Genomic DNA, 24,383 nt, shown 5'->3' with positions numbered 1-24,383 from the left:
CTCTCCAATCAGAATGGCATAGCGGATTGATAATGTCTTGGTTCCGCCTTTCGATCAACGCGAAAGGTCTTGAGCTTTTTCTGATACCAGATCACCAAGCTGTTCCAGATACAGCGCCCCTGCAACTGTGCGTGTGACAACGACATTGCGTCGATCATTTTCATCACGCTTTCTGGAAAGCAGCTTGTTTGTTCCAAGGGTATCCAAGGCACGCGTAATTGCAGGCTTGGTAACCCCTAGCTTTTGCGCAAGTCCGCGCACGGTATGTGGTGGAGGCTCAAGATATACAGTTAAAAGAATAGACATTTGGCGAGCAGTCAAATCCTGATCTGCTGCGCGCACCAATTCCAACACTACATCATGCCATAGCTTAAGCGCCTGCGACGGGCGGATCTCTACGGGCATATTTATTCGTCCTAATCCCTATTGCAGGCTAAAACCTAGCCTGCAAATCATTTCGGGACCCTTACCAGATTGAGGTATTAAGTAATTTTGACAGCGCAATCCGTACTTTGCTTAGCCAAATCGGGTCTTCAACATGTCAAAAAGTGCCCGAATTGCCTGGGCTTCTCCGCCATGGGTCCTAAAATCTTTCTCAATTGGGGTCCAACCGTAGATATCAAGATGCACCCAGCTGCCTGCGTTTTCAACGAATCTCTGAAGGAACAAGGCTGCAGTGATTGAGCCTGCAAAACCTGCTCCGCTTGTGTTGATGTTTGCCAGATCAGCTGTTTTGGAGGTGATGTACTTTTTGTATGGCTTCCAGAGCGGCAAGCGCCACAAAGGATCATTCACCGCTTCACTGTGAACAGCGATCGTTTCAGCCAAGTCCTCATCATCTGTATAGTATGGCGGCAAATCAGGCCCCAGTGCGACACGGGCTGCACCCGTCAGCGTTGCCATATCAACAATCAGCTCCGGGCTCTCTTCATCAGCCAGCGCAAGTGCATCTGCCAGGACCAAGCGTCCTTCAGCATCTGTGTTACCGATCTCGACAGAAAGGCCCTTACGACTTGTAAAAATGTCTGACGGGCGGAATGAGCGGCCCGAGATCGCATTTTCAACTGCAGGAATAATCACGCGCAAGCGCATTGGCAGCTCGGCTTTCATGATCATTGCTGCTAGGCCAAGAACATTTGCCGCGCCACCCATATCCTTTTTCATAAGGATCATGCCGGCAGCTGGCTTCACGTCCAAGCCACCACTGTCGAAAATTACGCCTTTGCCGACCAACGTGATTTTCGGATCAGTCTCTTTACCCCAGGTCGCATCAATCAGACGCGGCGCTCTGTCACTGCCATTGCCGACAGCATGCACAAGCGGAAACTCGTTCTCCAGAACATCACCCATGATGATTTTTGAGGATCCGCCGTGATCTTCAAAAAGCTGACAAGCTGCTGCGGCTAGTTCTTCCGGCCCCATATCATTTGCAGGGGTATTGATGAGATCTTTTGCAAGGTGCGCACCAGCGATAATTGGTGCCAGCTCTTCCAAAATGCCCGGCTCGCTGATGACTAGCTGAGACTTCGGCGCAGGAATTTTCTTATAGGCATCAAAACGGTAGGCTGCGAGAGAGAAACCGAGAGCGATACCAGCTGGATCTTCAAAACCTTTCGACAGTTCAAACACGCCAGTTGGGAGCTTTTTGTTAAGAGCAGCGCCTGTTTCTAAAGCGTCTCTCTGGCTTTCGCCGTAGCCGAACAGAATGGTTTCAATCTCACCGGCTTCATTTGGAACTGCCAGAGTTTCTCCAAAAGCAGCTGTAAACTCCTGCGCTTTTGCCCAAGACTTTGCCATGGCACCAGAGGCATCAAGATGCGCGTCCAACTCACTCGCGGAGAGCGCTACAACCGGGATTGGATTTACTGTTTCATCGGCAGAAATTAACGGACCGTGCACCGGGAGCTCCATTTATGAGATGTTTGAAATTTGTGTTCTGTCCTATTCGGGCAGCTTTGTGGCAACCTAACGACGTTACTGGTTCTGCGCAAGACATTCGGCTTGCTGCTCCCCGTCCAACCAAGGGCTTAGCTAAGCCAAATTAACCAGAAATTAGGGATAATATTAGATTTTCAAACAATATTTGAATTGCTTCGTTGCTGAGGGTTCCATGGCCGTATTTGACCGCACACACACAACCAAGATGTTTTGTGGCATTTTAAGAAGTGCAACAGCTGTTTCACTGCTGCTGGTTTGCGGGCTTGCACTTTCCGGCTGCGCAACCAACAAACAACGCGCTCAGGCATCTATCTCTCAGAGTCAGCAACTTGAGCCCGGCTCACAAGAGATGCAACAAGCCCTCGCCTACTGGGGCGGAGCGTATGCCAAGGACCAGAAAAGCCCACGTACAATCCTGAACTTTGCAGCAGCTTTGAGAATTGATGGCCAAGGCCAACAAGCAGAAGCAATTTTACGACGTGGTGTCATCGCCAATGCTGATAACAACACGATTGCGGCAAGCTATGGCAAAGTGCTAGCTGAAAACGGCAAGTTGCAGGAAGCGCTCAATGTCATCGACAATGCGTTCGACCCAGCACAGCCAAACTGGAAGATGCTTTCTGCCAAGGCGGCTATTCTGGATCAGCTTGGTGAGACTAAACAAGCACGCTCAACCTACCAGCAAGCGCTGAAGCTTTCGCCAAATGAGCCAACTGTTTTGAATAACCTGGGAATGTCCTACCTGCTGGGAGGCGATCTGCGCAACGCAGAGACAACTTTACGAACAGCACTGGATACCGGCGAAGCTGGCAGTCAGGTTCGCCAGAACCTTGCTCTGACCCTTGGACTGCAAGGCCGGTTTGACGAAGCCGTCCGCCTCGCCCAATCCGACATAAACCCACGCCAAGCAGCAGAGAATGTAGCGTATTTGAAGACCATGCTAGGCAAGGCGTGACGGGTTAAAATGTTTGCATGACTTGAATTACTGCAGGACCAATAATAACTATAAACAGAACAGGCATGAAAAATAGCATCATAGGAACGGTTAGCTTAGGTGGTAATCCCGCCGCTTTGCGTTCGGCTTCCTGCATACGAGCTTGACGGTTTTCATCTGACAGAACTCTAAGGGCATTCCCAATTGGTGTCCCGTATCTCTCAGCCTGTGTGAGCGCGATAACAACATTCTTCACACCGTCAAGGCCTGTTCGTTCTGCCAGATTTTGGTAAGCTTTCTTTCGCTCATCTAAGTAAGAAAGCTCTGCATTAGCTAGAACAAGTTCTTCAGCGAGTGCTGCAGATTGAGCTCCAATTTCTTCTGCAACTTTCTTAAAAGCAGCCTCAATCGACATGCCAGACTCGACACAGATGAGCATCAAATCCATGGCATCCGGCCACGCTAATCGAATGGTTTCTTGTCGTTTCGAAATTTGATTTTGCACAGAAATACTAGGTGCATAGAATCCGATCGCCGAGAATAGCAAACTAATACAAAGCACACCCAAGACGGGAACATCTAACTTCAAAATGGCAGCGAGATAAACAAATGCAAGAATAAAAAAACCTATAGGCAACATAATCTGCATAAACAAATATGAATAGAGAGGAGATGATCCTCTATATCCTGCCATTTTTAGTTTTCTAACTAACCCATCATTCGATAAAGTATTTTTAAGGTTATATTTATCGACAAATTCTCGCACACTTTCTTTAGGGCTACTTCGAAGGGAAGCACGTTCAACCTCTTTACTGTTGGCTAATCGATTACGTTCACGTGCTCGAATTTTATCCCTCTCAAGAGCAACCGATTTCATACGGCTTTTAAGTTCATCGCGCTCAAATAGAGGCATTAAAAGCGTATAGGCTGTTCCTGATACCGCAAGTAATGTGAGAATGACTACAAATAAGTTGCTGTTTCCAAGATCTGCAATTGACATCTCTGGGCTCCTATATCTTGAAATCAATCATTTTACGCATGACCAAGATTCCAAGTGTCATCCAAGTTAAACCAACAGCGATGAGAATTAAGCCAATATCTGTATCCACGAGTAAGCGAATGTAACTTGGTGCGATTAAGTACAACATGATCGTCACTAAGAAGGGCAGAGAGCCGATGATTGCTGCCGATGATTTTGCTTCCTGGCTGACGGCTCGAATTTTTCCTTTCATCTCTTTACGCTGACGCAACGTCTTTGAAAGGTTATTGAGCGCATCTGAGAGGCTACCACCGGCTTGCGCTTGAATAGCAATTACAATCGCAAGGAAGTTTGTTTCTTGCAGTGGTACTCTTTTCGGCATGTTCTGGATTGCTTCAGCCAGCGGTATCCCCATTTGCATCTTATCCAGTACAAGTGAGAATTCTAACCCAACAGGGTCTTTCGCCTCAGAAGCAGCAATATGCATGCAATCTCCTAAAGGCATGCCTGATTTGATGCCACGAACAATGATATCGACTGCATTGGGAAACTCATCAAGGAATTGGTTGAACCGTTTTTTTCGCCGCCTCGAAACATAGAATCGAGGTAATCCGAACACGCCCACAAAAAGAAGAGCAATTGAAATCCATAAAGGCTGCCCGGAGAAAAAACTTAAAGTAAAGACAATGCAGCCACACACCATTGAGATGAAATAGAATTTGGGCTTAGACCAGGATAGGCCAGCTTGCCCAATCCAGTCGGTAAAAATCGGCTTGTCTGCATTTTTTTTCTTGGCAGCTTGCGCGGCCTCCATAGCATTAAGCTGATCCTGAACGGTTTTTCTACGAGCTGTAACATCAACCTTCTGAGATTGCCCGTTTGGTTGAGTTCTATTTTTCTGAACAAGGCCCTCTTTTCGTTTCCCAAGTTTGTCTTTGGAAAAGAGAGGCATCAAGAGTGTGAATGTGACACCAACGACACTCACCATAATCAAAACTGTAATCAGATAATCAGCGAGCGGAGAGGCCAAGAAGTTATCCAAGTCAGCCATGTAATCCTCCAGAAACGTCTGAAGCATCCAGCGCGCGGGCTAGCCGCTCTTCCTCGTTGAAGTATCTTGCTCTTTCCCAGAAGAGCGGACGTCCTATACCAGTGGAGCGATGCTGGCCTATGATTTTGCCATTCGCGTCTTCTCCCGTGATTTCATAGGTGAAGAGGTCTTGTGTCGTGATGACATCTCCCTCCATTCCTACGACTTCGGTAATGTGAGTAATCCGGCGTGAGCCATCTCTCAGGCGTGCTGCCTGGACAATCACATCAATAGAACCAACAATAATCTCACGTACAGTTTTAGATGGAAGAGAGAACCCCCCAAGAGCGATCATGGATTCAATACGCTTTAGACACTCACGTGGTGAGTTAGAGTGGATCGTGCCCATTGAGCCATCATGGCCTGTGTTCATTGCCTGAAGCAAATCAAATACTTCCGGGCCACGAACCTCACCTACGATGATACGTTCAGGACGCATACGCAGACAGTTTTTTACAAGATCACGCATAGTGATCTCACCCTCACCTTCCAGGTTTGGAGGTCTGGTTTCCAATCTGACGACATGTGGCTGCTGAAGTTGGAGTTCGGCACTATCTTCGCAAGTGATAATGCGCTCCGTGCTATCGATATAGCGCGTCAAGCAGTTGAGAAGTGTGGTTTTGCCTGAGCCCGTACCACCAGAAATAACCGTGTTACATTGTACTCGGCCGATGATTTCCAGGATCTCAGCGCCTTCACGCGAAATCGAACCAAAATTCACCAGCTGATCGAGCGTAAGCTTGTCTTTCTTAAACTTACGAATTGTCAATGCAGGCCCGTCTAATGACAGAGGCGGGGCGATCACGTTCACACGAGAGCCATCAGGAAGGCGCGCATCACATATCGGGCTGGCTTCATCCACACGACGACCAACCTGAGACACAATCCGCTGGCAGATGTTCATCAGCTGACGATTATCGCGAAACTGAATGTTTGTTTGCTCCACCATGCCAGCTGTTTCGATGTAGATGGTGTTCGCCCCGTTCACCATGATATCGGCAATGTCATCACGGGCTAAAAGCGGCTCAAGTGGTCCATAGCCCAACACATCGTTACAAATATCTTCGAGCAGGTCCTCCTGCTCAGCAATCGACATGACGAGATTTTTGAGAGCGATAATGTCATTGACGACATCCCGGATCTCATCGCGGGCATCCTCTTGATCAAGACGGCTTAACTGCGAAAGGTCAATTGCCTCCACCAACGCATTAAAGATCGATGCCTTGGTTGCGTAGTACTCCTGAGTTCGTTGTGTTTCAGGAGCAGTTTCTTTGGGCTTTTCCTGCTGAATTTCGGAGCCAGACGACTTAGGTTTTGCAGTGCTTGGTGTGTCCTGGACAGCAGTCTTTGTTGTCTGTTTCTGTATCGCAGGATTTACTGGAGCAGACTTTGGATTTTTGTTTCCAAATTCACCGTTGCCACGTCTACCAAACATATTCTTCCGCCTTTGAAATCAGCACAAAATCAACCAGAGGACTATTTGCGGACTTTTTTAATGAGAGATGCGATGAGCGACTTGTTTTTTGTATACGTTTCAGCCTTGCCCGTGACCTTGGCTGCAATCTCTTCAAATAAACCTGCAACAGCGTGTTTGCTATCAAACTCTGCAATCATCTGACCATTGTTGGATGCAGTCCCAAACAATGCAGGCTCAAACGGCATTACCGCTAAAGAAACCACATCTAAAGCACTACTAAACTCATCGGGCTTAATTTCTGGTCGCTTCGGAATGCCAACCTTGTTCAAAACCAAATATGGTTTTGTGTCATTTGGTCGAAGTTGACCAATGCTGTCGACCAGGTTTTTTGCATTTCGAAGGTTTGCTAAGTCAGGCTCAGCTACGATCAGAACTTCATCTACTTGAGCAAGGATATGCCGAACCCAGCTGTTCCATGTGTGCGGTAAGTCAAGAACGACAGTTGGCGTTCCTTTTTGCATGACCTCAATAACCTGATCAAACTTCTCAGTGTCAAAGTCGTAGGTTTGATCAAGCGTAGCTGGTGCTGCTAACAATCTGAGACGGTCATTACATTTGGCAAGAAGGCGATCCAGTAACGTGTCATCAAGCCGCTCAGGAGATGCGATTGCTTCCAATATGCCTTGCAGTGGGTCTTGATTAAAATCTAAACCTGCCGTTCCAAATGGCAAATCCAAATCAGCAATTGCAACATCGTTGTCGAGTGTTTTCGCAATTGACCAAGACAAATTGTGTGCAACTGACGATGCACCACACCCACCTTTAGCACCGATCACAGCCACAGTTCGACCGAAGGGTTCCGCGTCAGTATTTGCGTAAAACTGACCAATCGTATTGATAAGCTGCGCGATATCAATGGGCCCAACGATGTATTCTCCTACGCCTCGATAAATAAGCGCACGATAAAGGCTCACATCATTAACACGCCCTACAACCAACACATTGGTACCGGCATCACAGACCTCAGCAAGTCGATCAAGCTCTTCGATCATTTCACTTGAGCTTGCAAGTGACTCTACTATGAGAAAATTGGGGGTAGCCGCATTTTGGAATGTCTCAACAGCTGCTGCGATACCTCCTTGCCGCACCATGGTGTGTGTCTTGGACATCCGACGATCTATACTCGCCTTCTGAACTGTCTCTGCAGTTTGAGAATCCAAGCAAAAGGCCTGTACTGAAATCCGCGGAATACTAACAAGATTAAAGTCTGAAGTAGAAAGCTGACCAGATACATTATGGTTCTGTTCAACATCCAATTTAGAATGTACAAAATCACTCATATTTTGGCCCACTAATTCTGTCCAACGGTTGAAACACTTGCCCCGACGCCAGTTTTGTATTCACCTGCTGTTACAGCACCCGAACGGTTGTTTGTCAGGATAACATTTGTTCTTGCTGGATCACCTGGACCCAATGGACGTGGCCGCAACAGATCACTTGGATTATCCACCATGGCGGCTAGGTTTGACTGTGAAGCACATCCAAAATTGTAGTAATCCGCGTTTTGGCTATCACCGACCATTGCCTCAGGCCAATTGCCGCAATCACGAACAACACCTTTAATTCGCATAAATGAGAGCCGGACAGGTGCCGATGCAACCATATCTGATATCGCATAACTCCTCATAACAATGTGATCTGCAGCTACCCCGCCCTTTTTTAAAGCCGCACGGATCTGAGGAGAAACCGTTTTTGCTGCAATTTCATTCGCTGAACCTGATGGTGTCAAAACTTCAACAAATCCATTTCCATCTATGTCTGCTTGTTTGCCGAACGCAGCAATGGCCGTTTTCATGGACCCGTTCAAATTGCGCGTCTCACCAGCTATGGGAATATCAAAGTTTTCAGGCGCTTCTGTAATGACAATCGGATGCCTTTTCCGATAGTCAAAATCTGCAATCGACTGATGTTCAACATATGATGGTTGTGACTGACATGCTCCAAGCATAGCAACAGTGCCGAGCACTACTGAAGCTTCTCTCAATTTGCGTACGCATTTCAAAGTGGGTGACAGTAGGGTATTCATTTCTCTTGTCCTCACTCGTAAATGTAGCCAATTTTGCCGTGATAATTCCCTTTCACAGGAGCGTCTGTTCCCCTGTAAATCCGGCTTAATTGGTTTAAAAAGATTGTTGACTGATCACTTGGTGCTGCAAAATTATCATCAGGTCGCGCAACTTGAGATCGCGCGATTGGTCTCACAACATAAGGCGTCACAAAAATTACAAGCTCAGTTTGGCGATTGATATAATCGCGGCTCTTAAACATGGTACCGAGAATTGGGATATTCTTTAAGCCAGGTATCCCGTCAATCTCCTGCCCATAATTCTGCTTCAGAAGGCCTGCCATTACCAAGGTGCCTCCGGAAGGGAGTTCTAGTGTAGATTCTGCGCGGCGCACTTTAAGCGCGGAAACAGCGATAGCGCCCGCGATACTTACAGCCCCTTCAGAACTCAACTCACTGACTTCGGTTTTTACTCGCAGTTTGATGCGTCCTCCGGAAAGAACAACAGGAGTGAAATCCAACCCAACACCAAAATGTTTAAACTCAAGGCTTACCTTATTATCTTCGTAAGCAACCGGGATCGGGAACTCACCACCGGCGAGGAAGCTGGCGTTTTCACCTGAGACCGCCACCAGTGTTGGCTCTGCAAGCGTTCTCATAACGCCTTCACGTTCAAGCGCTTTGACTGTCGGATTGAACGTACCGCCATCAAATCCCAGCTTCCCGACAAGAGACCCGGCATTCACAGCAGAAGGATTGACATTATAAGCAGGTGAGGTGTTAAAATTGACATCAAGTGCGCCGATTTTGAGTGAACCCTGAAGGTTAACACCAAGCTGCTTAATCGTCGTCCGGTTGACTTCAGCAACTGTTACTTTGAGCTGGACTTGATCTTTCTCGGCGACTGCAATTGTGTTGACGATCTTTCTTTCATCGTTACCCACAAACTTCAGCGCGATATCGTAGGCCTGTTGTGCTTCGAGGGCGGAGATTGCTGTTCCCGAGAGGACAACGCTTTGATTGACGATGTCTGCATTGATTGCAGAGTTTGGCAGCAATCGTTTGATGAGTTCGACCAGGCCTGACGGATCAGGCTGTACGCTTAGGTTAAACGATGCCAGTTGGCGGCCACCATTGCCGAACAGAACCAATGACGCCTGACCTATCTTGTTTCCGAAGACAAAAACGCGGGTTCTGGTGCGAACAACAGCATCTGCAATTTCTGGATTCGAGACAAGGACATCACGGACTTCCTCGTTTGTATTGAGGACGATAGATCTGCCCTCACCAACATTCAGCTGGCGAACTTTTCCGCGATGCTGAGAGGTGACTTCCACAGTCGCTTCGAAATTGCTTTGAGCGAATGAGATCTGCGGTCCTACAAGCACTAGAGCAAAAATCAGAAGGAACTGCATAAGAGTTCTATTGAGGCGACATTTTTGCGGTAAACTTCTCGCCAGACTAATTTGTCGATGAAAAACCATAGTTTACCTACTAATTTCCGTTAACAGACTGGGAGGCAATCCCGTACTTTACGAACTTCACACCACCTTTGACGCGGGGTGGTTGCTTCAAACCGTCTCTGGAATCTGCTGCGCTGCGCAATGAGAGCGAGAGAGTTCCCATCTGGGTTGCGCGAGCGATAGTCTCAGCCTCGTGAGGCAAGAGTTCCAGTGTAGCGGTCTGGTCTGGCGACATCGCCTTCTCACTATTTTCAGAGGCTGTCGTGGTATCGATGGCGAGCACCTTAATGTTCTCGAGGAGCGTTTCACTGATGAAGCCGTCTTCGCGTTTCTTGGCTTGCATGGTAACCAGCACATCGACTTTGTCTCCGGGAAGGATGAAACCACCTGCGGTAGAGACTGCGTCAACCGGAACAGCAACGGCGCGCTTTCCTTTTGGGAGGATCGCTGCCAGGAAGCCTTTATCCGTATCGATGAGACGCTCTGCGCGAATTGGTTCCCCGCCGAACATCGCTGCTTTGATGATCTGCCCCAGAAACTCGTTGTTTGCATTTGGACTTGAGCGGCGCAAGATTACACCGTCAGATACAGACTCTTCTGGCCACTTAGCCCAGGCTAAGTCACCCTTTGTTAGAGAGGTGCCGACTTTGAGGTCTTGCGCTGCAACAAGAATTTCCAGTGACGGTATCTCTTGTTCCTGCACAACAATGGTTGGTGACTGCTCCCGGGAACCGGAAGACAGGTTCAACCAGGCGGCCAACCCACCGGCGCTTAAAGCAATAATTAAAACTAGTAATCTGGAGGCCTTCATGTGGCACCCACCCTCTAAGAGATTTAGCTTAACAGCATTCGTTAACCTTAATTTGAGCAAAAACTGTCAAGACATAGTTAATATTCCGTAACATTACTACATTTGTATTTTTTACTTATGTGCATAGAGTCAAATTAGGAATATGCATGAACAGCAATAGGTTAGCGCTAGTGAAAGCACACTAGTTTAAAACATTAATACTTTACTAAGATGATTTGCTCGTGAAATGCTCAGAAAGTTGGAATTTGAGCAAACCAGAAGGTATTCGGGTACACCTGAATCCCCGCAATTGCGATTGCAATCCCGTATGGGACACCTGCTTTTCTGTCATGCAATCTTAAGAGCCATTCTTGCCCATGCATGAACTGCGGGAAGTACGGAACCTTGCGCAAGGCCAAGATAACAAGCGTTAATGCACCGCCATAAATGCTGGTCAGCAAAATGAAGTCCAGCATGTTCATCGAAAGGCCGAGCCAAAGAGAGTTTGCGGCGAGAAACTTCACATCTCCGCCGCCCATGACACCGAGCGCGAACAATCCGAAGCCGACAACCATCACGCTGAGCCCGAGTGCGAAGCTCATGCCGACCTGTTCCAAGGGTAATTGCGATATGAAAGCTAAACTGACAAAGGCAACGACAATAATCAGGTTGAGCTTATTTGGAATCGTCATTGTGAAGAGATCAAAGAATGCAGCGATTGCAAGCAGCAATGGAAAAATGATCAGTAGTCCATTTGCAATCATGTCGTGATCTCCCCCAACAAATACCATGTTAAGGTTTTGCAGGGGTAATTCCAAAGAAGGCCTTAACACCTGATATTTTTATCTCGTTAAAACTCATTTATTTACAAATTTAATTGTTTGGTTTCACGAGTTCCCACAATTGAAGATCGGGCTCGGCTGCATTGGGCTGCGAAGTCGCATTCTCAGCAATAAAGGAGGAGTTGGTGAGCGTTGGCGCGGACACCATGGCAAGAATCGCCAGAGCAATGAGGCCGGAGATGAGGCTGAATTCAATAGTCGCGCTGCCCAGATCTCGCTGGAACAAACCTCGGAGTATGGAGAGCATCAGGTCACAATCTAATTGTTATAGTTGTGTTTGATGCTACCCCTAGCAGCTAAACCTTAGATTGATCCGCGCACTCAACTTCTTCAGATATTTGGCACTCTAAACTAAGGTTTCATCAAGAATTTGATAAACCTAGTATCCAACATCAAGGTCGACGAGGTTTTCGAGCGCGTCACCACGTTCAAAGCCCTTGATTTGCTGCGCAACATATTCTGAAAGAGCTTGCAGGTCGCTCTCAGCCGCGACATGTGGCGTGATGATGCAGTTTTTCTGTTGCCAAAGAGGACTTGTGTCCACCAGAGGCTCAATAGCGAACACGTCAAGGCTTGCGCCTTTGAGCTGGCCGGATGTCAGAGCCGCATCGATCGCGGTTTCATCCTGAGTCGCCCCGCGTCCGGCGTTGATGTAAACAGGACCACCTAACGCTCCGGTATGAGACAACATGGCCAACCGGTCTGCATTTACCAGCTTGTGTGTGGCAGGTGTGGAGGGCAACAGATTGACCAGAATGTCTGTGCGATTCAAAAACGGCTCCAGCTGGTCTTCACCGGAAAAGCTCTCAATACCGTCAGCATCTTTTGGCGTGCGAGACCAGCCGGCAACGTTGAAGCCCAGCGCTTTGAGTGCTTTTGCTGAATCTAAACCCAGCTCACCAAGCCCCAGAATACCAACGCGCACATCTTTTGCTGCCCACTGCCTGTGTCCATTCCAAACACCTGCTTCTTGCTGAGCCGCGTAAGTCAGGTGTTGACGATGGTGGAGTAACGTTTGGAAGACCACCCATTCTGTCATGCGACTGGTGAGATCTGGATCAACAATCCGAACCAACGGGAGGCTGGGGAGCTCTGGCAACGAGGTCAAATGGTCGACACCAGCCCCTAGCGAGAAGATTACTTTGAGGTTGGGCAGCGCGGAAAAGGCGGCAGGATCCGGCTTCCAAGCAAGGAGATACTCTGCTTTTTCTGGCTCAGATACACCCCCGTTCCAACCCTCGATCTTTCGATTGGGAAGAAGCGCCAGCAAACGGTCGATCCACTCAGGTTCGTTGAAGCTTTTGAGAGATAAGACCAGGTTCATGCAGCACTCCATTGTTGAGCGTATTCTTATTTGAGACCCAGCAGGCCCATCTGTTAAACACGCTGTAATATATCAATCTGGTTTTTGTTTTATTCAGAATCGACGAATTCAGCAAGCTGTTGGCGCTTACGGTCGACGACAAGACGGGTAACATCCGGTCGGCTGTAATGACCGGTCGGATCAAAGAGTTGGCGGTCTGCTCGCACCAAGGCGTGGTCCAGTTGTGCTGTGATCAAGAGTTCTTTGCCAACTTGTGGCGCCATCACCCAGGATCCATCTGGCGCAGCGATGCAAGATCCACCGTCAGCAAGAAACTCACCGCTGTTTTCAAGGATTTCAGCCAGCTCAGGCGTATCCTTTGGAAAGTCTGCAGCGCGCATCAGCCCTGAGACTGACAGCACGTAGCTTCTGCTTTCTTTGGCAACAAAACGTGTTGGATCCTCTGTGTTTCGCAGGCCACCCGGCCAGACGGCTACGTGCAGGTCTTCTCCTTGCGCATACAGAGCAACGCGTGACAATGGCATCCAGTTTTCAGCACAGTTCAGACCACCAACCGTAAAGCGGCCCAACGGATGGACACGTAAGCCGTTGCCATCTCCTGGAGCCCAAGCCAGACGTTCTGCATAGCTTGGCTGCAATTTGCGATGCGCGGAACCGATCCCACCATTCTGGTCGATATAGACCAGCGTGCAATAAAGGCTGTGTCCGCTTCGGTTTGCGGCCCGCTCCATTACGCCGAGATAGACTGAGATGCTGTGTTTCTTCGCCGCAGCGCAAAGTGCATCCAGATGACCGTCCTCAATCACCACGGCTTGATCAAGGCATTTGGCGTACATGGCCTTTTGCTTTGGGTCATTGAAGCGAGCACCGTCTGTGCGTTCTATCCAGAACGGATAGCCCGGGACCAGTGTCTCTCCAAACGCCACAAGCTGGCAGCCCTGTTTGCCAGCAAGCTCGACTGCATCAATCACTTTGTCCAAGGTCGCTTCACGCTTCAGCCAAACTGGAGCGATCTGTGCGAGCGCGACTTTGATTTTGTCAGATGCGGACGGATTGTGAGATAAATGCGTTGCTTCTAAAATTTCCATGATTCAATACTCAGCTTGCAGATGCGAAGATCACACTCGGGTTTGGCGGGGCTGCAAACAACAGAGTCTATCATTCAGGCAATGAAGCACGTCAGCACTACCTGCTTTGAGATTCTATTGTTTCAGATCTTGATCTTACTATGAGGCAGGGGTGCCTGTAGCTGGTTGGATCACTCAACTTTACTGAATTTTTTGAGAGAAGAAACCTAAGCTAATCAAAACCCTGCCCCAATAAATCCGCCTGAGTACTTAAATTTATTCAGCGTCGATGAAATCCGCGAGTTGTTGACGTTTCCGATCAACGACCAAGCGCGTCACATCTGGTCGGCTGTAATGGCCCGTTGGATCAAAGTTCTGGCGTTCACCGCGTACCACGGCATGATCCAGTTCTGCTGTGATCAGAACTTCCTTACCGACTTGTGGCTCAACAACCCAAGACCCATCTGGCGCAGAGATGCAAGAACCACCGTTTGCGAGAAAGTCATCGCTGTTCTCGAGGATCTTTGCAAGCTCCAGCGTGTCTTCCGGGAAGTCCTTTGGTCGCATGAGGCCAGAGACTGAAATCACATAGCTTCTGCTTTCTTTGGCAACAAAGCGGGTTGTATCTTCGGTGTTGTGCAGTCCACCCGGCCAAACTGCGACGTGCAGATCTTCTCCTTGCGCATAAAGAGCAGCACGGGACAGAGGCATCCAGTTTTCGAAGCAGTTGAGACCACCTACGGTGAAGCGGCCCAGCGGATGGACACGTAAGCCATTGCCGTCGCCCGGCGCCCATGCAAGGCGCTCTTCGTAGGTTGGTTGGAGTTTGCGGTGTGAGGAGCCGATCTCACCATTCTGGTCGATGTAGACCAGCGAACAATAGAGACTATGACCGCTTCTGTTTGCAGCCCGCTCCATGACACCGAGATACACAGCGATGCTATACTTTTTCGCAATCGCGCAAATATCGTCCAGGTGACCGTCTTCGATCACGACGCCTTGCTCAAGATACTCCGCGTAAATTGCTTTTTGCTTCGGGTCGTTGAAACGTGCACCGTCTGTGCGTTCTATCCAGAACGGGTAGCCCGGAACCAACGCTTCGCCAAAGGTGACAAGCTGGCAGCCTTGTTTTCCTGCAAGTTCTACCGCATCAGCCACTTTTTTCAGTGTTTCATCGCGCTTCAACCAGACCGGAGCGATCTGTGCGAGCGCGACTTTGATCTTGTCAGATGCGGCAGGGTTTTGTGTTGTATGTGTTGCTTCTAAAATTTCCATGGGGATCTACTCAGGTTGCGAAAATATCGGAGTCACTGGCGAATGCCTTGAATTCGAGAGCATTGCCCGAGGGGTCTTTAATGAAAAAAGTTCCCTGCTCTCCCGGTTGCCCTTCGAACCTGATCTTAGGCTCCAGCAACCATTCAATAGTTTCATGTGTTTTCAGTCGATCAGCAAGCATCTTCCATTCATCCATTGGCAAAACAACGCCAAAGTGAGGAATGGGCACAGCGTCGCCATCAACGACACCAGTGACTCCAAGGGGAAACTGTGTTTTTTCACGAAGGTGGGCGGACATCTGGTGTCCGAACAGGTCAAAATCGACCCACTTGCCTTCAAGTTCTCGGCCTTGCTTACACCCAAGCACGCCCATGTAGAACGTTTTGGTCTGTTCCAGATCATCAATCGGAAATGCCAGATGGAATGGACGCGCCATGTTCAGCCTCACCTTACTTGCAAACTAAAATCCGTATTCTGGTAGAAACCTTGAAGGCCACTTACCTAGAATAGGCTCTATACCCAAAACTCATGCTGGAGTTGTTTTAAACTACGTAAAATCTCATAGATAGACCAATGACAGTCACATAGACATGAGTTAAACTCATAGCATGAGCCGACATAGTCTTTCGATCACTTCGCAGATCCTCTCTGTTCTTCCTGTTTTTGATGCAGCAGCGCGCCATGGGAGCTTTACCCGGGCGGCACGGGAGCTTGGCATTACGCAAGGGGCTGTGTCCCGCCGCATTCAGAATTTGGAAGAGCAGTTGGGACTGGTGCTGTTTTCGCGTCAGGGGAAAACGCTGGCACTTACTCAAGATGGGCTGCTGCTGAGCCAGAAGGCAAAGAATGCATTGAAGCTGGTTGAAGATCTTGAGCATGAATTGAAGGGGTCTGTTTCAGGTCAGCTGCGTATCGGGACGCTACCCTCACTTGCCAATCTCTGGTTCATGGAGCGGATCAAAGGCTTTAAGCAGGCCTATCCCGCCATCAGCGTTGATCTTGTTACCATCCCAGCCGACTTTTCAGCTGGTCATAAAGATCCGGTCAACTGGGATCCTTCCAGTGTGGATGTGGCACTTACTGTGGGGCGTGGCAGTTGGCCTGCTCTGGAGAGCTTCCGGATTTGTGATGAAGAAATGGTTCTGGTCTGTCATCCAAGCCTGTTGGGGGATACCCAGCCGGAGAGCATAAAAGATCTTCTGGGTCTCCCCCGACTCATTCACTCCACGCGCCTGGGCAGTTGGGAATACTGGGCGGAGGCACATAAGCTTTCAAGCTACTTGCCCGGAGACACCTCCCTTTCCTTCGAGCATTTCTTCATGGTATTGGAGGCTACGCGTCAGGGCCTTGGCCTTGCCTTGCTTCCCTCTTTGCTCATTGAGAAAGATCTGGCGGATGGGACACTGATCGAGCCAGTCTCTGCACGGCATATGACGGGGAACACCTATTACATTGTTGGGAGTTCAGCTGCCTGGAGGCGGCCGGCAGTGGCTGCCTTGCGTGATCATCTTCTACAGATCGAGTAGCTGCTTATCGCCGATCAAACTAAAAGGGGGATGGCAACTCATCTTCTGCAAGGTGTGTTGTTTGTGGGGCTTGTGATGCAGCTGAGGAGACGTGATCTGTTGCTTTGCCGCCCAATTGCATCTCATCAATCTTGCGAGCTCGATTGCCGATTTTGTCGCCTGAGATCATGATCTGATCCAGATCTTTGTTGGTCTGGGCAAAATGGGTTTGCAGTTTGGAGACACGCTCTGTCAGACGGCCAACATCCAGCAGGAGTTTACCAACTTCAGCCTGAATGAAATGAGCCTGTTCGCGCATGCGGGCATCGCGCAGCACAGATTGAATAACCTGCACAGCAAGAACAAGCAGAGACGGTGAGACGATGACCACGCGCAGGCGGTGGGCTTTTTGCGTCAGGTCAGGGAAACCTTCGTGGATCTCAGCGAAAAGGCTCTCAGAGGGCACAAACATAAGCGCCGTGTCCTGCGTCTCACCCGGAAGCAAATACTTACCTGCGATGTCTTCTAGATGCTTGGAGATATCCTTTCGGAAGCGAGCGGCAGCTTCTTTCAAGTCCTGCTTGGTTTCTGCATCCTTGATGGCAGCGAAAGCTTCCAGGGGGAACTTGGCATCCACCACCAACGGCGGGGCACCCGTCGGCATATGGATCAGACAGTCAGGCCGGGAGCGATTGGAGAGTGAGCTTTGAAACGAGAAGCTTGTTGGTGGCAATGCGTCATCAATGATTGCCTCCATACGTCCTTGACCAAATGCACCCCGGGTTTGCTTGTCATTCAAAACCATCTGCAGATCAGTCACCTGCCCTGCCAGCTCACCCATGGTTTTATTCGCTTTGTCGAGCAGTGCCATACGCTCCTGCAGGCCTGTCAGACTGGCATGGGTTTGACGATGGGTTTCCAGAACAGACGCACCCAGCGTTTTACCAAGACCATCAAGGCGATCATTCACCACACGCATCAGATCTGACTGACGGGAGCCAAAAACCTCTGCCATGGTTTGCATACGGCCTGTCATTTCTCCTTGAGAGCGGACCAGATCTGCCAGTGCGGCTTCTGTGTATTCTGCCCGCTTTTGCTCCAGCACCGATGTACCACGCACTTTGTTAAGTTTTGCGCGCAGGCTCATGATCCAGATGAGCAGCAAAAGGAAAAAAAGGCCTCCACTGACTATGGCTGCCTGAATATATGAGAGGGTGAATGCACCGTATGTGAAGACTGTCTGTTCCATGAAACAAACATAGAACACTTTGCAACACCGCGATACCTCTCAGCTTTCTTGGATGCACTGCAACCCACATCCTTCAATTGATGGGGAGTATCGGCGTTGTTGCATAAAGGCGCCTTCGCCCTTTATGCAACAACGCCGGGATTACCCAGCCATTAGGCCGACTCCACAAAATTCCGTTGTGAAGCGGTCATATATCAGAAAGAAATAGGATGATATTTTATTTTGATAATACGTACATTAGGATGAAACTATATTTTGGGAAATGATACTTTATTTCCATCCCACAATATCCATTAATAGCCGCTAACCAAAAGCCTATAGTCAACGACTTGGCAAAGTTCTTATAAGAGGATATGAAGCGTAAATAACACTATCAGCTGGCCTCACGTTGAGCAGACAGCTTTGCAACGAGAACAACTTCAAAAGTAATTATGACGATTCGCGAGATAAAATTTGTCCCGGAAAACTGCCTTCGCGAGAAGTGCGCTCCGATTGAAGACATCAACGACGAAATCAGAAAACTTGCCGACGATATGCTGGCGACCATGTATGACGCGCCGGGCATTGGCCTTGCAGCAAGTCAGATTGGCGTTTTGAAACGTATGTTCGTTCTTGATGTTGCAGAGCGCGAGAGCGAAGAAGACGATTCCGTCGAGAAAGAGCCAATGGTGTTCATCAACCCAGAGATCACGTGGTCATCTGAGGAGAAGAGCACTTATCAGGAAGGTTGCCTGTCCATCCCTGGCGTTTATGAGGATGTTGAGCGGCCAAGCGAAGTGCGCGTTTCCTTCCTCAACATTGAAGGCGAGAAGCAGGAAATTGAAGCTGGCGGTTTGCTTGCCACCTGCATTCAGCATGAGCTGGACCATCTGAACGGTGTGCTGTTCATCGATTACCTGTCCCGACTGAAGCGTGACCGGATCGTGAAGAAGATGATCAAGCAGGCGAAACAAGCCTGATCATCCTGGTATTGCGAGTGGATTAAGCGGCCTTCTTTGGAGAGCCGCTTTTTTTTGTTGTTTTTTCCTTGTCCTTCCCCACCAGCTGACGCATGAAGTCTGGAATACAAGAATTACAGCCAAGCAGGTCAGCTATGTCATTGCGCGTCATCTTTATGGGTACTCCTGATTTCTCCGTTCCGACACTCTTTGAGATCGTCGGGCAAGGTTGGGATGTGGTCGCTTGTTACTCGCAGCCACCACGCAAAGCCGGACGCGGCATGGAGCTGAAAAAGACGCCTGTGCACGAAGCTGCTGAAAGCCTCGGTATTCCTGTTTTCACACCAACATCACTGAAGAGCGAAGAAGAGCAGGAACGGTTCCGCTCCTTTGAAGCGGATGTGGCTGTTGTGGTCGCTTATGGCTTGTTGCTGCCGAAAGCCATTCTGGAGGGCACCGAGCACGGCTGTTTGAATGGCCATGCCTCGCTGCTTCCACGCTGGCGCGGTGCTGCGCCTATCAACCGGGCTATCATGGCTGGAGACAAAGCTTCCGGCATTCAGGTGATGCAGATGGAAGAAGGACTGGACACTGGTCCGGTCTGCATGTCTGAGACCGTCGCAATCACCCCGGACATGACAGCAGGCGAGCTGCATGACCGCCTGTCTGCTTTGGGCGGCGATTTGATGATGCGTGCACTTTCTGCTCTGTCTCGTGGTGGTCTTGGTGCAACGCCTCAACCTGATGAGGGCGTGACCTACGCTAAGAAGATCCAGAAGAGCGAAACACGCATCGACTGGTCTTTGCCAGCTGAACAAGTGCACAACCACATTCGTGGCCTATCTCCGTTCCCTGGCGCCTGGTGCGAGATGGAGTTGGGTGGCAAGAACCCTGAACGTGTGAAGATCCTGCGCAGCAGCTTAGCCGATGGTTCTGGTGCAGCTGGTGAGGTTCTGGTTGTTGACGATACTACGCTGACGATTGCGTGTGGTTCTGACGCGATCAAGCTGGTTCAGGTTCAACGGGCTGGCAAAAAGGCGATGTCTGCTGAGGAATTTTTACGTGGCTCTAAGCTTAGTGCCGGAGACACGGTTTCCTGACCCTGATTAATCATATAGGCTTTTCTTAAGAAACATCAGGAAACACGGAGGCATCATGGTTGAATTCCACCAGATTGGAGAGGATCAAGTTGGTCTCCGTACGCCAGAAAAGAAAGACGAGCCTGCCATTTTGTCTTTGCTCGTCAAAGCCTTTGGTCAGAGCAACGAAGGACGTCTGGTTGAGCGACTGCGTGCTTGTGGTGCGCTGGTTCTTGAGCGGATTGCAACGGATGATGATGGCAAATTACTCGGCCACCTCGCGTTTTCTCGTGTGACGGGTACGGGAGAAGGACACCGCCTGAAAATCAGCTGCCTTGCACCAGTTTGCGTTGATCCCGCCTCTCAAAACAAGGGCGTAGGCACGAAACTCATTCAGGAAGCTCTGGATGACTTACAAGGGCTGGGGGAAGACCTGGTTCTGGTGTTGGGGGCTCCTGATTACTATTCCCGCTTTGGCTTTGACAGCGAACTGGCCAAGAAGGTGCAAGGACCATATGCCGGGCCTATCTTCATGGCATTGCCTTTTACGCAGGCGGGGCGCGAAGACCTGCCGGTTGAGGTTACCTATGCCACACCTTTCCGAGAGTTCGAATAGGTTCCTTTCAGGCTTACCGTCAGGTCTGGTCTTGCCCTTTCAAATCTGATAGTACAGCGCAAAATTTCAGAGATATCCTGCAAGCTCATGCTTGTCTCACGCCCTGCAAACTGGCTTACAGTCTGCTTGCCTAACCTTTGCAAAGAACAAGAATGCCGCGTTACAAAATTACCATTGATTATGACGGACGCCCTTTTGTTGGCTGGCAGCGTCAGGACAACGGGCCGACAGCCCAGGGTGTTATTGAGCGCGCAATCAAGTCCTTCACGGGTGAGACAGTGACCATTGGCGGTGCCGGACGCACGGACTCTGGTGTGCATGCGACCGGACAGGTGGCCCATCTGGATCTTGCAAAGGATTGGCCTGCAGAAACCGTGAAGAATGCGCTGAACTTTCATACGCAACCGGACCCAGTTGCCATTCTGGCTTGTGAGAAGGCAGGTCTGGGCTTTGATGCCCGGTTTTCAGCAATCCGCCGTCATTATCGCTTTAAGATCGCAAACCGTCTTGAGCCGCTGACCCACGACCTTGGGCTGGCATGGCATGTGAAGCCGGAGCTGGATGCGGAGGCCATGAACGACGCTGCGCAAGTGCTGCTGGGTCATCATGATTTCACGACCTTCCGCCATACGCGTTGTCAGGCGAAGAGCCCGTGGAAGACGATGGAGCGCATCTGTGTATATCGTCAAGGCTATCACGTGTTCCTAGAATGCAGCTCCCGCTCATTCCTGCACAATCAGGTTCGTTCCATGGTGGGTAGCCTTCGTCTTGTGGGTGAAGGCCGCTGGACTAAAGACGATCTGAGAGCAGCACTGGAAGCCTGTGACAGACAAGCGTGTGGACCTGTTGCTGTGCCTGAGGGGCTTTATCTCACGCAGGTCGATTATCGCACCCCAAAAGAGGATGAGGCGTCGTTCCTTGCCTATCAGGATAGCTTGAAGAGCGTTGGTGCTGATGAAGCCCCGGCGGATGAAGAAGACTAGGTTCTCTTCAACCTGTTAGCTTAATAGGAAACCGGAGGCCGTCCACCTCCGGTTACATGAGCTTACTTTCCTTCGAATGACACAACCCGTTTGTAAAGGTGCCACGTTGTGTGGCCGAGCACTGGCAATGTAACCAGTAAGCCGACAAACATAGGGATCATTGAAGCCATCAATATCGCCGTGATGAGCAATCCCCAGCCCACCATGATCACCGGACTTCCCGTCACCACCTTGAAGCTTGTGATCATTGCAGTCACGAAATCCACTTCCGTGTCCAGCAGCATCGGGAATGACACCACACTGACTGCGAACAGCAGCATGGCGAAAAACGCTCCGACAAGGTGACCAGCCAACAGAAACAGGAGACCATCAGAGGTCTCAAAGATCGTCTGCGCAAACTGCAGAAATGTGCCGTAGCCCTGCATTCCCAAAAAGAGGGCTAGCAGCAGGTGGACTTTAAACATCCATAGGAACTGGATGAAGATAACGACAAAGGCCATCCAGGCTATCTCGCCGCGGCGTTGCTCCCACATCAGCGTAAACAGGCCGCTCATGCGCGGTGTCTCGCCTGCCTGCAGTCGTCTGGAAACCTCATAGAGCCCCAAAGCTGCGTATGGTCCCAGAAGCAGGAAGCCACAGGCCAGTGGGTAGCTGATGTAGCTCATGTCCACCCAGAACGAGAGCAGCGTGACCAGTACCCCTCCGACGACAAAGAAGGCGCCAAAGGTCAGGCCAATAACCGGCGTCTTCACAAAGTCCAAAATTCCAAGCTTCAGGGAGCTTGTTATATCCTCCAGAGTAACCTGACGCACGATCGGTTTCGCCAGTTTGTGCTGTGAGTTTTGCGCACCCGCAGGCACAGTCAGATGATTGTCTGACATTCCGTCCCTCCCAATTTTCCTCCACGTTAAGTGTGCGCGGAAACTGGGATGAGCGCTACTGAAAATTTAAAGGGGTGCGTGAAAAATAGGTATTATTACGTAAATAGTCGGTCAAGTGACGCACTGATCAGGATGGAAAGCACCAGATCCAGAACCACCAGACCAATCGAGATTGAGAAGCTGCAGTCCCCTGCAACACGGGCAATCTGGAATCTGTACCACAGTACCCACCCGATGATCGGGAAGGTCAACATGATCAGCAGTTCTGAGGGAATGAGCCCCGCCATATAAAGCAGATACAGCAGCGTCTGCGGGAGCAGGATGATGAGCGTGCTCCAGTTGCGGACGATGATGTATGGTCCGTAGTTGCGTTTCAGCCCTAACGATCCAGCGAGAAGCCCAACAACGATCGGGAATGTGATCCAGTCGACAAACAGGGAGAGGAATTTACCGAAATACAGCTGGAAGCCCCCAGCAACCATCTCAGTGCTCTCTTGTCCCTGCGTGGTGAAATGCTCAACCATCAACGCATGCTCTGCGATCAGACTCAGCAGATAGAACGGAAGCAGGAGGAAGATGACCAGAAAGGAGCGCCAGAAGCCATCTGCAGACAGATCAAACTGCTGCAAGGCTTCCGTCTCGCCCCTCATGATCCTCCAGGATGCAATGCAGGACTGGCGAATTTCCTGTGTGCCAAGAACCATCAAAACACCCTGTTCCTTATTAGCTTAAGCCTGAAAGTAATCTTGCAGGAAGCGGAGGTAGATGTCTGCGAGCTGTTCAATGTCAGCCACAGCAACGTGCTCGTCAACTTTGTGCATGGTCTGGCCGACAAGGCCGAACTCAACGACTGCACAATAGTTCTTGATGAAACGTGCATCAGAGGTTCCGCCGCCAGTGGACAGTTCTGGTGTGCGACCAGTGACCGTTTTGATGGAATTGGATAGGGTCTGGATCAACGCTTCGTCGTGTGTCAGGAAGCTGTCGGTGGCTTCTCTGGCAAACTCAATGCTCCAGTCGAGGCCGTCTGGAGCTGCATCATTCAGAAGCTTCTCTATGTGCTGGCTCAGTGAACTGACAGACCATTGATCATTAAAGCGAATATTGAATTTCGCCATAACGTGAGCTGGAATGACGTTGGTTGCAGTGTTGCCGACATCAACCGTGGTGATTTCCAGATTGGATGGCTGGAACCGCTCGTTGCCTTTGTCAAGCTCAACCTCAGCAACGGCACTCAGAAGCTTGAGCATGCCCGGGACCGGATTGTCCGCAAGGTGTTGATAGGCAACATGGCCTTGGGTTCCGTTGACTTTTAACGTGCCTGTCAAAGACCCGCGACGGCCAACTTTGATCGCATCTCCCAGAGCATCCGAATTGGTTGGTTCGCCAACGATGCAGGCATCGAAAACATGTCCCTGCTCTTTGGCCCATTCCAGCAGTTTGACGGTGCCATTGATTGCCGGCCCCTCTTCATCACCTGTGATCAGGAAGGAGATTTGGCCGGGAATTCCATCTGGATGCGCTTTAACGTAGTCGATTGCAGCAGCGGCAAACGCTGCTACGCCGCCTTTCATATCTGCAGTTCCGCGGCCATGGAGCATGCCATCTGCAATGATTCCGTCAAACGGGCCATGGGTCCAGGCTGCTTCATCACCAACTGGCACAACATCGGTATGGCCTGCAAACACGAAGTGCGGTTTGCCGGAGCCGATGGTTGCGAATAAGTTTTCGATGTCGGGTGTGTTCTCGTCGGAGAACATCACACGGGAGACTTCGAAACCTGCGTCAGCGAGCAGCTTTTCGAGCGTGGTGAGAGCACCACCTTCAGCTGGTGTGACACTTGGACAGTGGATTAAGTCGCGGCAGATCTGTACCGCAGGAGAAAGCGTATCAGTCATGCTTCGAGATTTAGCTGTGCTGCGCCTGATGGTCAATCACGAGTTGCCAG

General features: G+C 49.9%; 25 protein-coding genes. 6 read left to right on the top strand and 19 right to left on the bottom strand.

Annotated elements, in window-relative coordinates:
- Positions 1 to 54 precede the first annotated feature (54 nt).
- The gene (locus PsAD37_RS04855) at positions 55 to 405 is read right to left on the bottom strand and encodes a MarR family transcriptional regulator (protein ID WP_063286786.1); all 351 of its coding nucleotides are present in this window, start codon (positions 403 to 405) and stop codon (positions 55 to 57) included.
- Positions 406 to 516: 111 nt separating this feature from the next.
- Positions 517 to 1,899, bottom strand: coding sequence for a M17 family metallopeptidase (locus PsAD37_RS04850; RefSeq protein WP_063295221.1), 1,383 nt, complete (start codon positions 1,897 to 1,899; stop codon positions 517 to 519).
- Between the two features lie 211 nt (positions 1,900 to 2,110).
- Here PsAD37_RS04850 and PsAD37_RS04845 point away from each other — a divergent pair, with 211 nt between their 5' ends.
- Entirely contained in the window at positions 2,111 to 2,893 is a 783-nt protein-coding gene (locus PsAD37_RS04845; RefSeq protein WP_063295171.1) for a tetratricopeptide repeat protein, read from the top strand.
- 4 nt (positions 2,894 to 2,897) lie between these two features.
- Here the strand turns inward: PsAD37_RS04845 and PsAD37_RS04840 are convergent, their stop codons facing one another.
- The 13 genes from PsAD37_RS04840 to PsAD37_RS04780 form a co-directional block, all read right to left on the bottom strand.
- Complete coding sequence (locus tag PsAD37_RS04840; protein WP_063295170.1) at positions 2,898 to 3,872, bottom strand: type II secretion system F family protein; 975 nt, start codon at positions 3,870 to 3,872, stop codon at positions 2,898 to 2,900.
- Between the two features lie 10 nt (positions 3,873 to 3,882).
- Positions 3,883 to 4,902 carry a type II secretion system F family protein gene (locus PsAD37_RS04835; protein WP_063295169.1) on the bottom strand — a complete coding sequence of 340 codons (1,020 nt, stop codon included), beginning with the start codon at positions 4,900 to 4,902 and terminating at the stop codon, positions 3,883 to 3,885.
- Complete coding sequence (locus PsAD37_RS04830; RefSeq protein ID WP_063295168.1) at positions 4,895 to 6,376, bottom strand: CpaF family protein; 1,482 nt, start codon at positions 6,374 to 6,376, stop codon at positions 4,895 to 4,897. Before PsAD37_RS04830 ends, PsAD37_RS04835 begins: the two co-directional genes overlap by 8 nt.
- 41 nt (positions 6,377 to 6,417) lie before the next feature.
- Complete coding sequence (locus PsAD37_RS04825) at positions 6,418 to 7,698, bottom strand: AAA family ATPase (protein WP_063295220.1); 1,281 nt, start codon at positions 7,696 to 7,698, stop codon at positions 6,418 to 6,420.
- A gap of 11 nt (positions 7,699 to 7,709) precedes the next feature.
- Positions 7,710 to 8,444 (bottom strand): CpaD family pilus assembly protein, encoded by a 735-nt coding sequence (locus PsAD37_RS04820; RefSeq protein ID WP_084407658.1) that lies wholly within the window; start codon positions 8,442 to 8,444, stop codon positions 7,710 to 7,712.
- Between the two features lie 11 nt (positions 8,445 to 8,455).
- Positions 8,456 to 9,838, bottom strand: a complete 1,383-nt coding sequence (locus tag PsAD37_RS04815; RefSeq protein WP_063295167.1) for a type II and III secretion system protein family protein — start codon at positions 9,836 to 9,838, stop codon at positions 8,456 to 8,458.
- A gap of 79 nt (positions 9,839 to 9,917) precedes the next feature.
- Positions 9,918 to 10,697, bottom strand: a complete 780-nt coding sequence (gene cpaB, locus PsAD37_RS04810; protein ID WP_063295166.1) for a Flp pilus assembly protein CpaB — start codon at positions 10,695 to 10,697, stop codon at positions 9,918 to 9,920.
- Between the two features lie 230 nt (positions 10,698 to 10,927).
- The gene (locus PsAD37_RS04805) at positions 10,928 to 11,440 is read right to left on the bottom strand and encodes a prepilin peptidase (RefSeq protein WP_063295218.1); all 513 of its coding nucleotides are present in this window, start codon (positions 11,438 to 11,440) and stop codon (positions 10,928 to 10,930) included.
- 109 nt (positions 11,441 to 11,549) lie between these two features.
- Entirely contained in the window at positions 11,550 to 11,765 is a 216-nt protein-coding gene (locus tag PsAD37_RS04800; RefSeq protein WP_063295165.1) for a hypothetical protein, read from the bottom strand.
- A 132-nt stretch (positions 11,766 to 11,897) separates the two neighbouring features.
- The gene (locus PsAD37_RS04795) at positions 11,898 to 12,842 is read right to left on the bottom strand and encodes a glyoxylate/hydroxypyruvate reductase A (RefSeq protein ID WP_208991692.1); all 945 of its coding nucleotides are present in this window, start codon (positions 12,840 to 12,842) and stop codon (positions 11,898 to 11,900) included.
- A gap of 89 nt (positions 12,843 to 12,931) precedes the next feature.
- The gene (locus PsAD37_RS04790) at positions 12,932 to 13,930 is read right to left on the bottom strand and encodes a carbon-nitrogen hydrolase family protein (RefSeq protein ID WP_063295163.1); all 999 of its coding nucleotides are present in this window, start codon (positions 13,928 to 13,930) and stop codon (positions 12,932 to 12,934) included.
- Between the two features lie 255 nt (positions 13,931 to 14,185).
- The gene (locus PsAD37_RS04785) at positions 14,186 to 15,184 is read right to left on the bottom strand and encodes a carbon-nitrogen hydrolase family protein (protein ID WP_063295162.1); all 999 of its coding nucleotides are present in this window, start codon (positions 15,182 to 15,184) and stop codon (positions 14,186 to 14,188) included.
- A 10-nt stretch (positions 15,185 to 15,194) separates the two neighbouring features.
- Positions 15,195 to 15,620: a VOC family protein gene (locus PsAD37_RS04780; RefSeq protein WP_063295161.1), complete on the bottom strand. Its 426-nt coding sequence runs from the start codon at positions 15,618 to 15,620 to the stop codon at positions 15,195 to 15,197.
- Positions 15,621 to 15,792: 172 nt separating this feature from the next.
- Here PsAD37_RS04780 and PsAD37_RS04775 point away from each other — a divergent pair, with 172 nt between their 5' ends.
- Positions 15,793 to 16,710 carry a LysR substrate-binding domain-containing protein gene (locus PsAD37_RS04775; protein WP_063295160.1) on the top strand — a complete coding sequence of 306 codons (918 nt, stop codon included), beginning with the start codon at positions 15,793 to 15,795 and terminating at the stop codon, positions 16,708 to 16,710.
- A gap of 19 nt (positions 16,711 to 16,729) precedes the next feature.
- Here the strand turns inward: PsAD37_RS04775 and PsAD37_RS04770 are convergent, their stop codons facing one another.
- Positions 16,730 to 17,938: a DNA recombination protein RmuC gene (locus PsAD37_RS04770; protein ID WP_208991691.1), complete on the bottom strand. Its 1,209-nt coding sequence runs from the start codon at positions 17,936 to 17,938 to the stop codon at positions 16,730 to 16,732.
- 431 nt (positions 17,939 to 18,369) lie between these two features.
- Between PsAD37_RS04770 and def the strand changes: the two genes are divergently transcribed.
- The 4 genes from def to truA all read left to right on the top strand — a co-directional run bounded on the left by def (position 18,370) and on the right by truA (position 21,554).
- Positions 18,370 to 18,897 carry a peptide deformylase gene (gene def, locus PsAD37_RS04765; RefSeq protein ID WP_063291349.1) on the top strand — a complete coding sequence of 176 codons (528 nt, stop codon included), beginning with the start codon at positions 18,370 to 18,372 and terminating at the stop codon, positions 18,895 to 18,897.
- A 134-nt stretch (positions 18,898 to 19,031) separates the two neighbouring features.
- A complete protein-coding gene (fmt, locus tag PsAD37_RS04760) occupies positions 19,032 to 19,976 on the top strand; it encodes a methionyl-tRNA formyltransferase (protein WP_063295158.1) in 945 nt (314 codons plus the stop codon).
- Between the two features lie 55 nt (positions 19,977 to 20,031).
- Entirely contained in the window at positions 20,032 to 20,571 is a 540-nt protein-coding gene (locus tag PsAD37_RS04755) for a GNAT family N-acetyltransferase (protein WP_063295157.1), read from the top strand.
- A 152-nt stretch (positions 20,572 to 20,723) separates the two neighbouring features.
- Positions 20,724 to 21,554, top strand: coding sequence for a tRNA pseudouridine(38-40) synthase TruA (gene truA, locus PsAD37_RS04750; protein WP_063295156.1), 831 nt, complete (start codon positions 20,724 to 20,726; stop codon positions 21,552 to 21,554).
- A 62-nt stretch (positions 21,555 to 21,616) separates the two neighbouring features.
- Here the strand turns inward: truA and PsAD37_RS04745 are convergent, their stop codons facing one another.
- From PsAD37_RS04745 to dapE, 3 genes are all read right to left on the bottom strand, one after another.
- Entirely contained in the window at positions 21,617 to 22,435 is an 819-nt protein-coding gene (locus tag PsAD37_RS04745; RefSeq protein ID WP_063295155.1) for a DUF2189 domain-containing protein, read from the bottom strand.
- 95 nt (positions 22,436 to 22,530) lie between these two features.
- Complete coding sequence (locus PsAD37_RS04740; RefSeq protein WP_063295154.1) at positions 22,531 to 23,139, bottom strand: hypothetical protein; 609 nt, start codon at positions 23,137 to 23,139, stop codon at positions 22,531 to 22,533.
- A gap of 24 nt (positions 23,140 to 23,163) precedes the next feature.
- The gene (dapE, locus tag PsAD37_RS04735) at positions 23,164 to 24,333 is read right to left on the bottom strand and encodes a succinyl-diaminopimelate desuccinylase (protein ID WP_063295153.1); all 1,170 of its coding nucleotides are present in this window, start codon (positions 24,331 to 24,333) and stop codon (positions 23,164 to 23,166) included.
- Positions 24,334 to 24,383: the final 50 nt, after the last annotated feature.

Origin of the sequence: Pseudovibrio sp. Ad37 (genome assembly GCF_001623075.1) — a bacterium.
Taxonomy (GTDB): domain Bacteria; phylum Pseudomonadota; class Alphaproteobacteria; order Rhizobiales; family Stappiaceae; genus Pseudovibrio.
The sequence above is the reverse complement of the archived record's forward strand: the minus strand, read 5'-3'. Positions and strand labels throughout refer to the sequence as shown.

Excerpts from the sequence above, each read along its gene's own strand:
- PsAD37_RS04835 (WP_063295169.1), bottom strand. The coding sequence starts at position 4,902 with ATGGCTGACTTGGATAACTTCTTGGCCTCTCCGCTCGCTGATTATCTG.
- PsAD37_RS04795 (WP_208991692.1), bottom strand. The coding sequence starts at position 12,842 with ATGAACCTGGTCTTATCTCTCAAAAGCTTCAACGAACCTGAGTGGATC.
- PsAD37_RS04840 (WP_063295170.1), bottom strand. The coding sequence starts at position 3,872 with ATGTCAATTGCAGATCTTGGAAACAGCAACTTATTTGTAGTCATTCTC.
- dapE (WP_063295153.1), bottom strand. The coding sequence starts at position 24,333 with ATGACTGATACGCTTTCTCCTGCGGTACAGATCTGCCGCGACTTAATC.
- PsAD37_RS04830 (WP_063295168.1), bottom strand. The coding sequence starts at position 6,376 with ATGTTTGGTAGACGTGGCAACGGTGAATTTGGAAACAAAAATCCAAAG.
- PsAD37_RS04755 (WP_063295157.1), top strand. The coding sequence starts at position 20,032 with ATGGTTGAATTCCACCAGATTGGAGAGGATCAAGTTGGTCTCCGTACG.
- PsAD37_RS04785 (WP_063295162.1), bottom strand. The coding sequence starts at position 15,184 with ATGGAAATTTTAGAAGCAACACATACAACACAAAACCCTGCCGCATCT.
- PsAD37_RS04790 (WP_063295163.1), bottom strand. The coding sequence starts at position 13,930 with ATGGAAATTTTAGAAGCAACGCATTTATCTCACAATCCGTCCGCATCT.
- PsAD37_RS04800 (WP_063295165.1), bottom strand. The coding sequence starts at position 11,765 with ATGCTCTCCATACTCCGAGGTTTGTTCCAGCGAGATCTGGGCAGCGCG.
- PsAD37_RS04770 (WP_208991691.1), bottom strand. The coding sequence starts at position 17,938 with ATGGAACAGACAGTCTTCACATACGGTGCATTCACCCTCTCATATATT.
- fmt (WP_063295158.1), top strand. The coding sequence starts at position 19,032 with ATGTCATTGCGCGTCATCTTTATGGGTACTCCTGATTTCTCCGTTCCG.
- PsAD37_RS04820 (WP_084407658.1), bottom strand. The coding sequence starts at position 8,444 with ATGAATACCCTACTGTCACCCACTTTGAAATGCGTACGCAAATTGAGA.
- truA (WP_063295156.1), top strand. The coding sequence starts at position 20,724 with ATGCCGCGTTACAAAATTACCATTGATTATGACGGACGCCCTTTTGTT.
- PsAD37_RS04745 (WP_063295155.1), bottom strand. The coding sequence starts at position 22,435 with ATGTCAGACAATCATCTGACTGTGCCTGCGGGTGCGCAAAACTCACAG.
- PsAD37_RS04775 (WP_063295160.1), top strand. The coding sequence starts at position 15,793 with ATGAGCCGACATAGTCTTTCGATCACTTCGCAGATCCTCTCTGTTCTT.
- PsAD37_RS04825 (WP_063295220.1), bottom strand. The coding sequence starts at position 7,698 with ATGAGTGATTTTGTACATTCTAAATTGGATGTTGAACAGAACCATAAT.
- PsAD37_RS04740 (WP_063295154.1), bottom strand. The coding sequence starts at position 23,139 with ATGGTTCTTGGCACACAGGAAATTCGCCAGTCCTGCATTGCATCCTGG.
- PsAD37_RS04815 (WP_063295167.1), bottom strand. The coding sequence starts at position 9,838 with ATGCAGTTCCTTCTGATTTTTGCTCTAGTGCTTGTAGGACCGCAGATC.
- def (WP_063291349.1), top strand. The coding sequence starts at position 18,370 with ATGACGATTCGCGAGATAAAATTTGTCCCGGAAAACTGCCTTCGCGAG.
- PsAD37_RS04805 (WP_063295218.1), bottom strand. The coding sequence starts at position 11,440 with ATGATTGCAAATGGACTACTGATCATTTTTCCATTGCTGCTTGCAATC.
- PsAD37_RS04780 (WP_063295161.1), bottom strand. The coding sequence starts at position 15,620 with ATGGCGCGTCCATTCCATCTGGCATTTCCGATTGATGATCTGGAACAG.
- PsAD37_RS04845 (WP_063295171.1), top strand. The coding sequence starts at position 2,111 with ATGGCCGTATTTGACCGCACACACACAACCAAGATGTTTTGTGGCATT.
- PsAD37_RS04855 (WP_063286786.1), bottom strand. The coding sequence starts at position 405 with ATGCCCGTAGAGATCCGCCCGTCGCAGGCGCTTAAGCTATGGCATGAT.
- cpaB (WP_063295166.1), bottom strand. The coding sequence starts at position 10,697 with ATGAAGGCCTCCAGATTACTAGTTTTAATTATTGCTTTAAGCGCCGGT.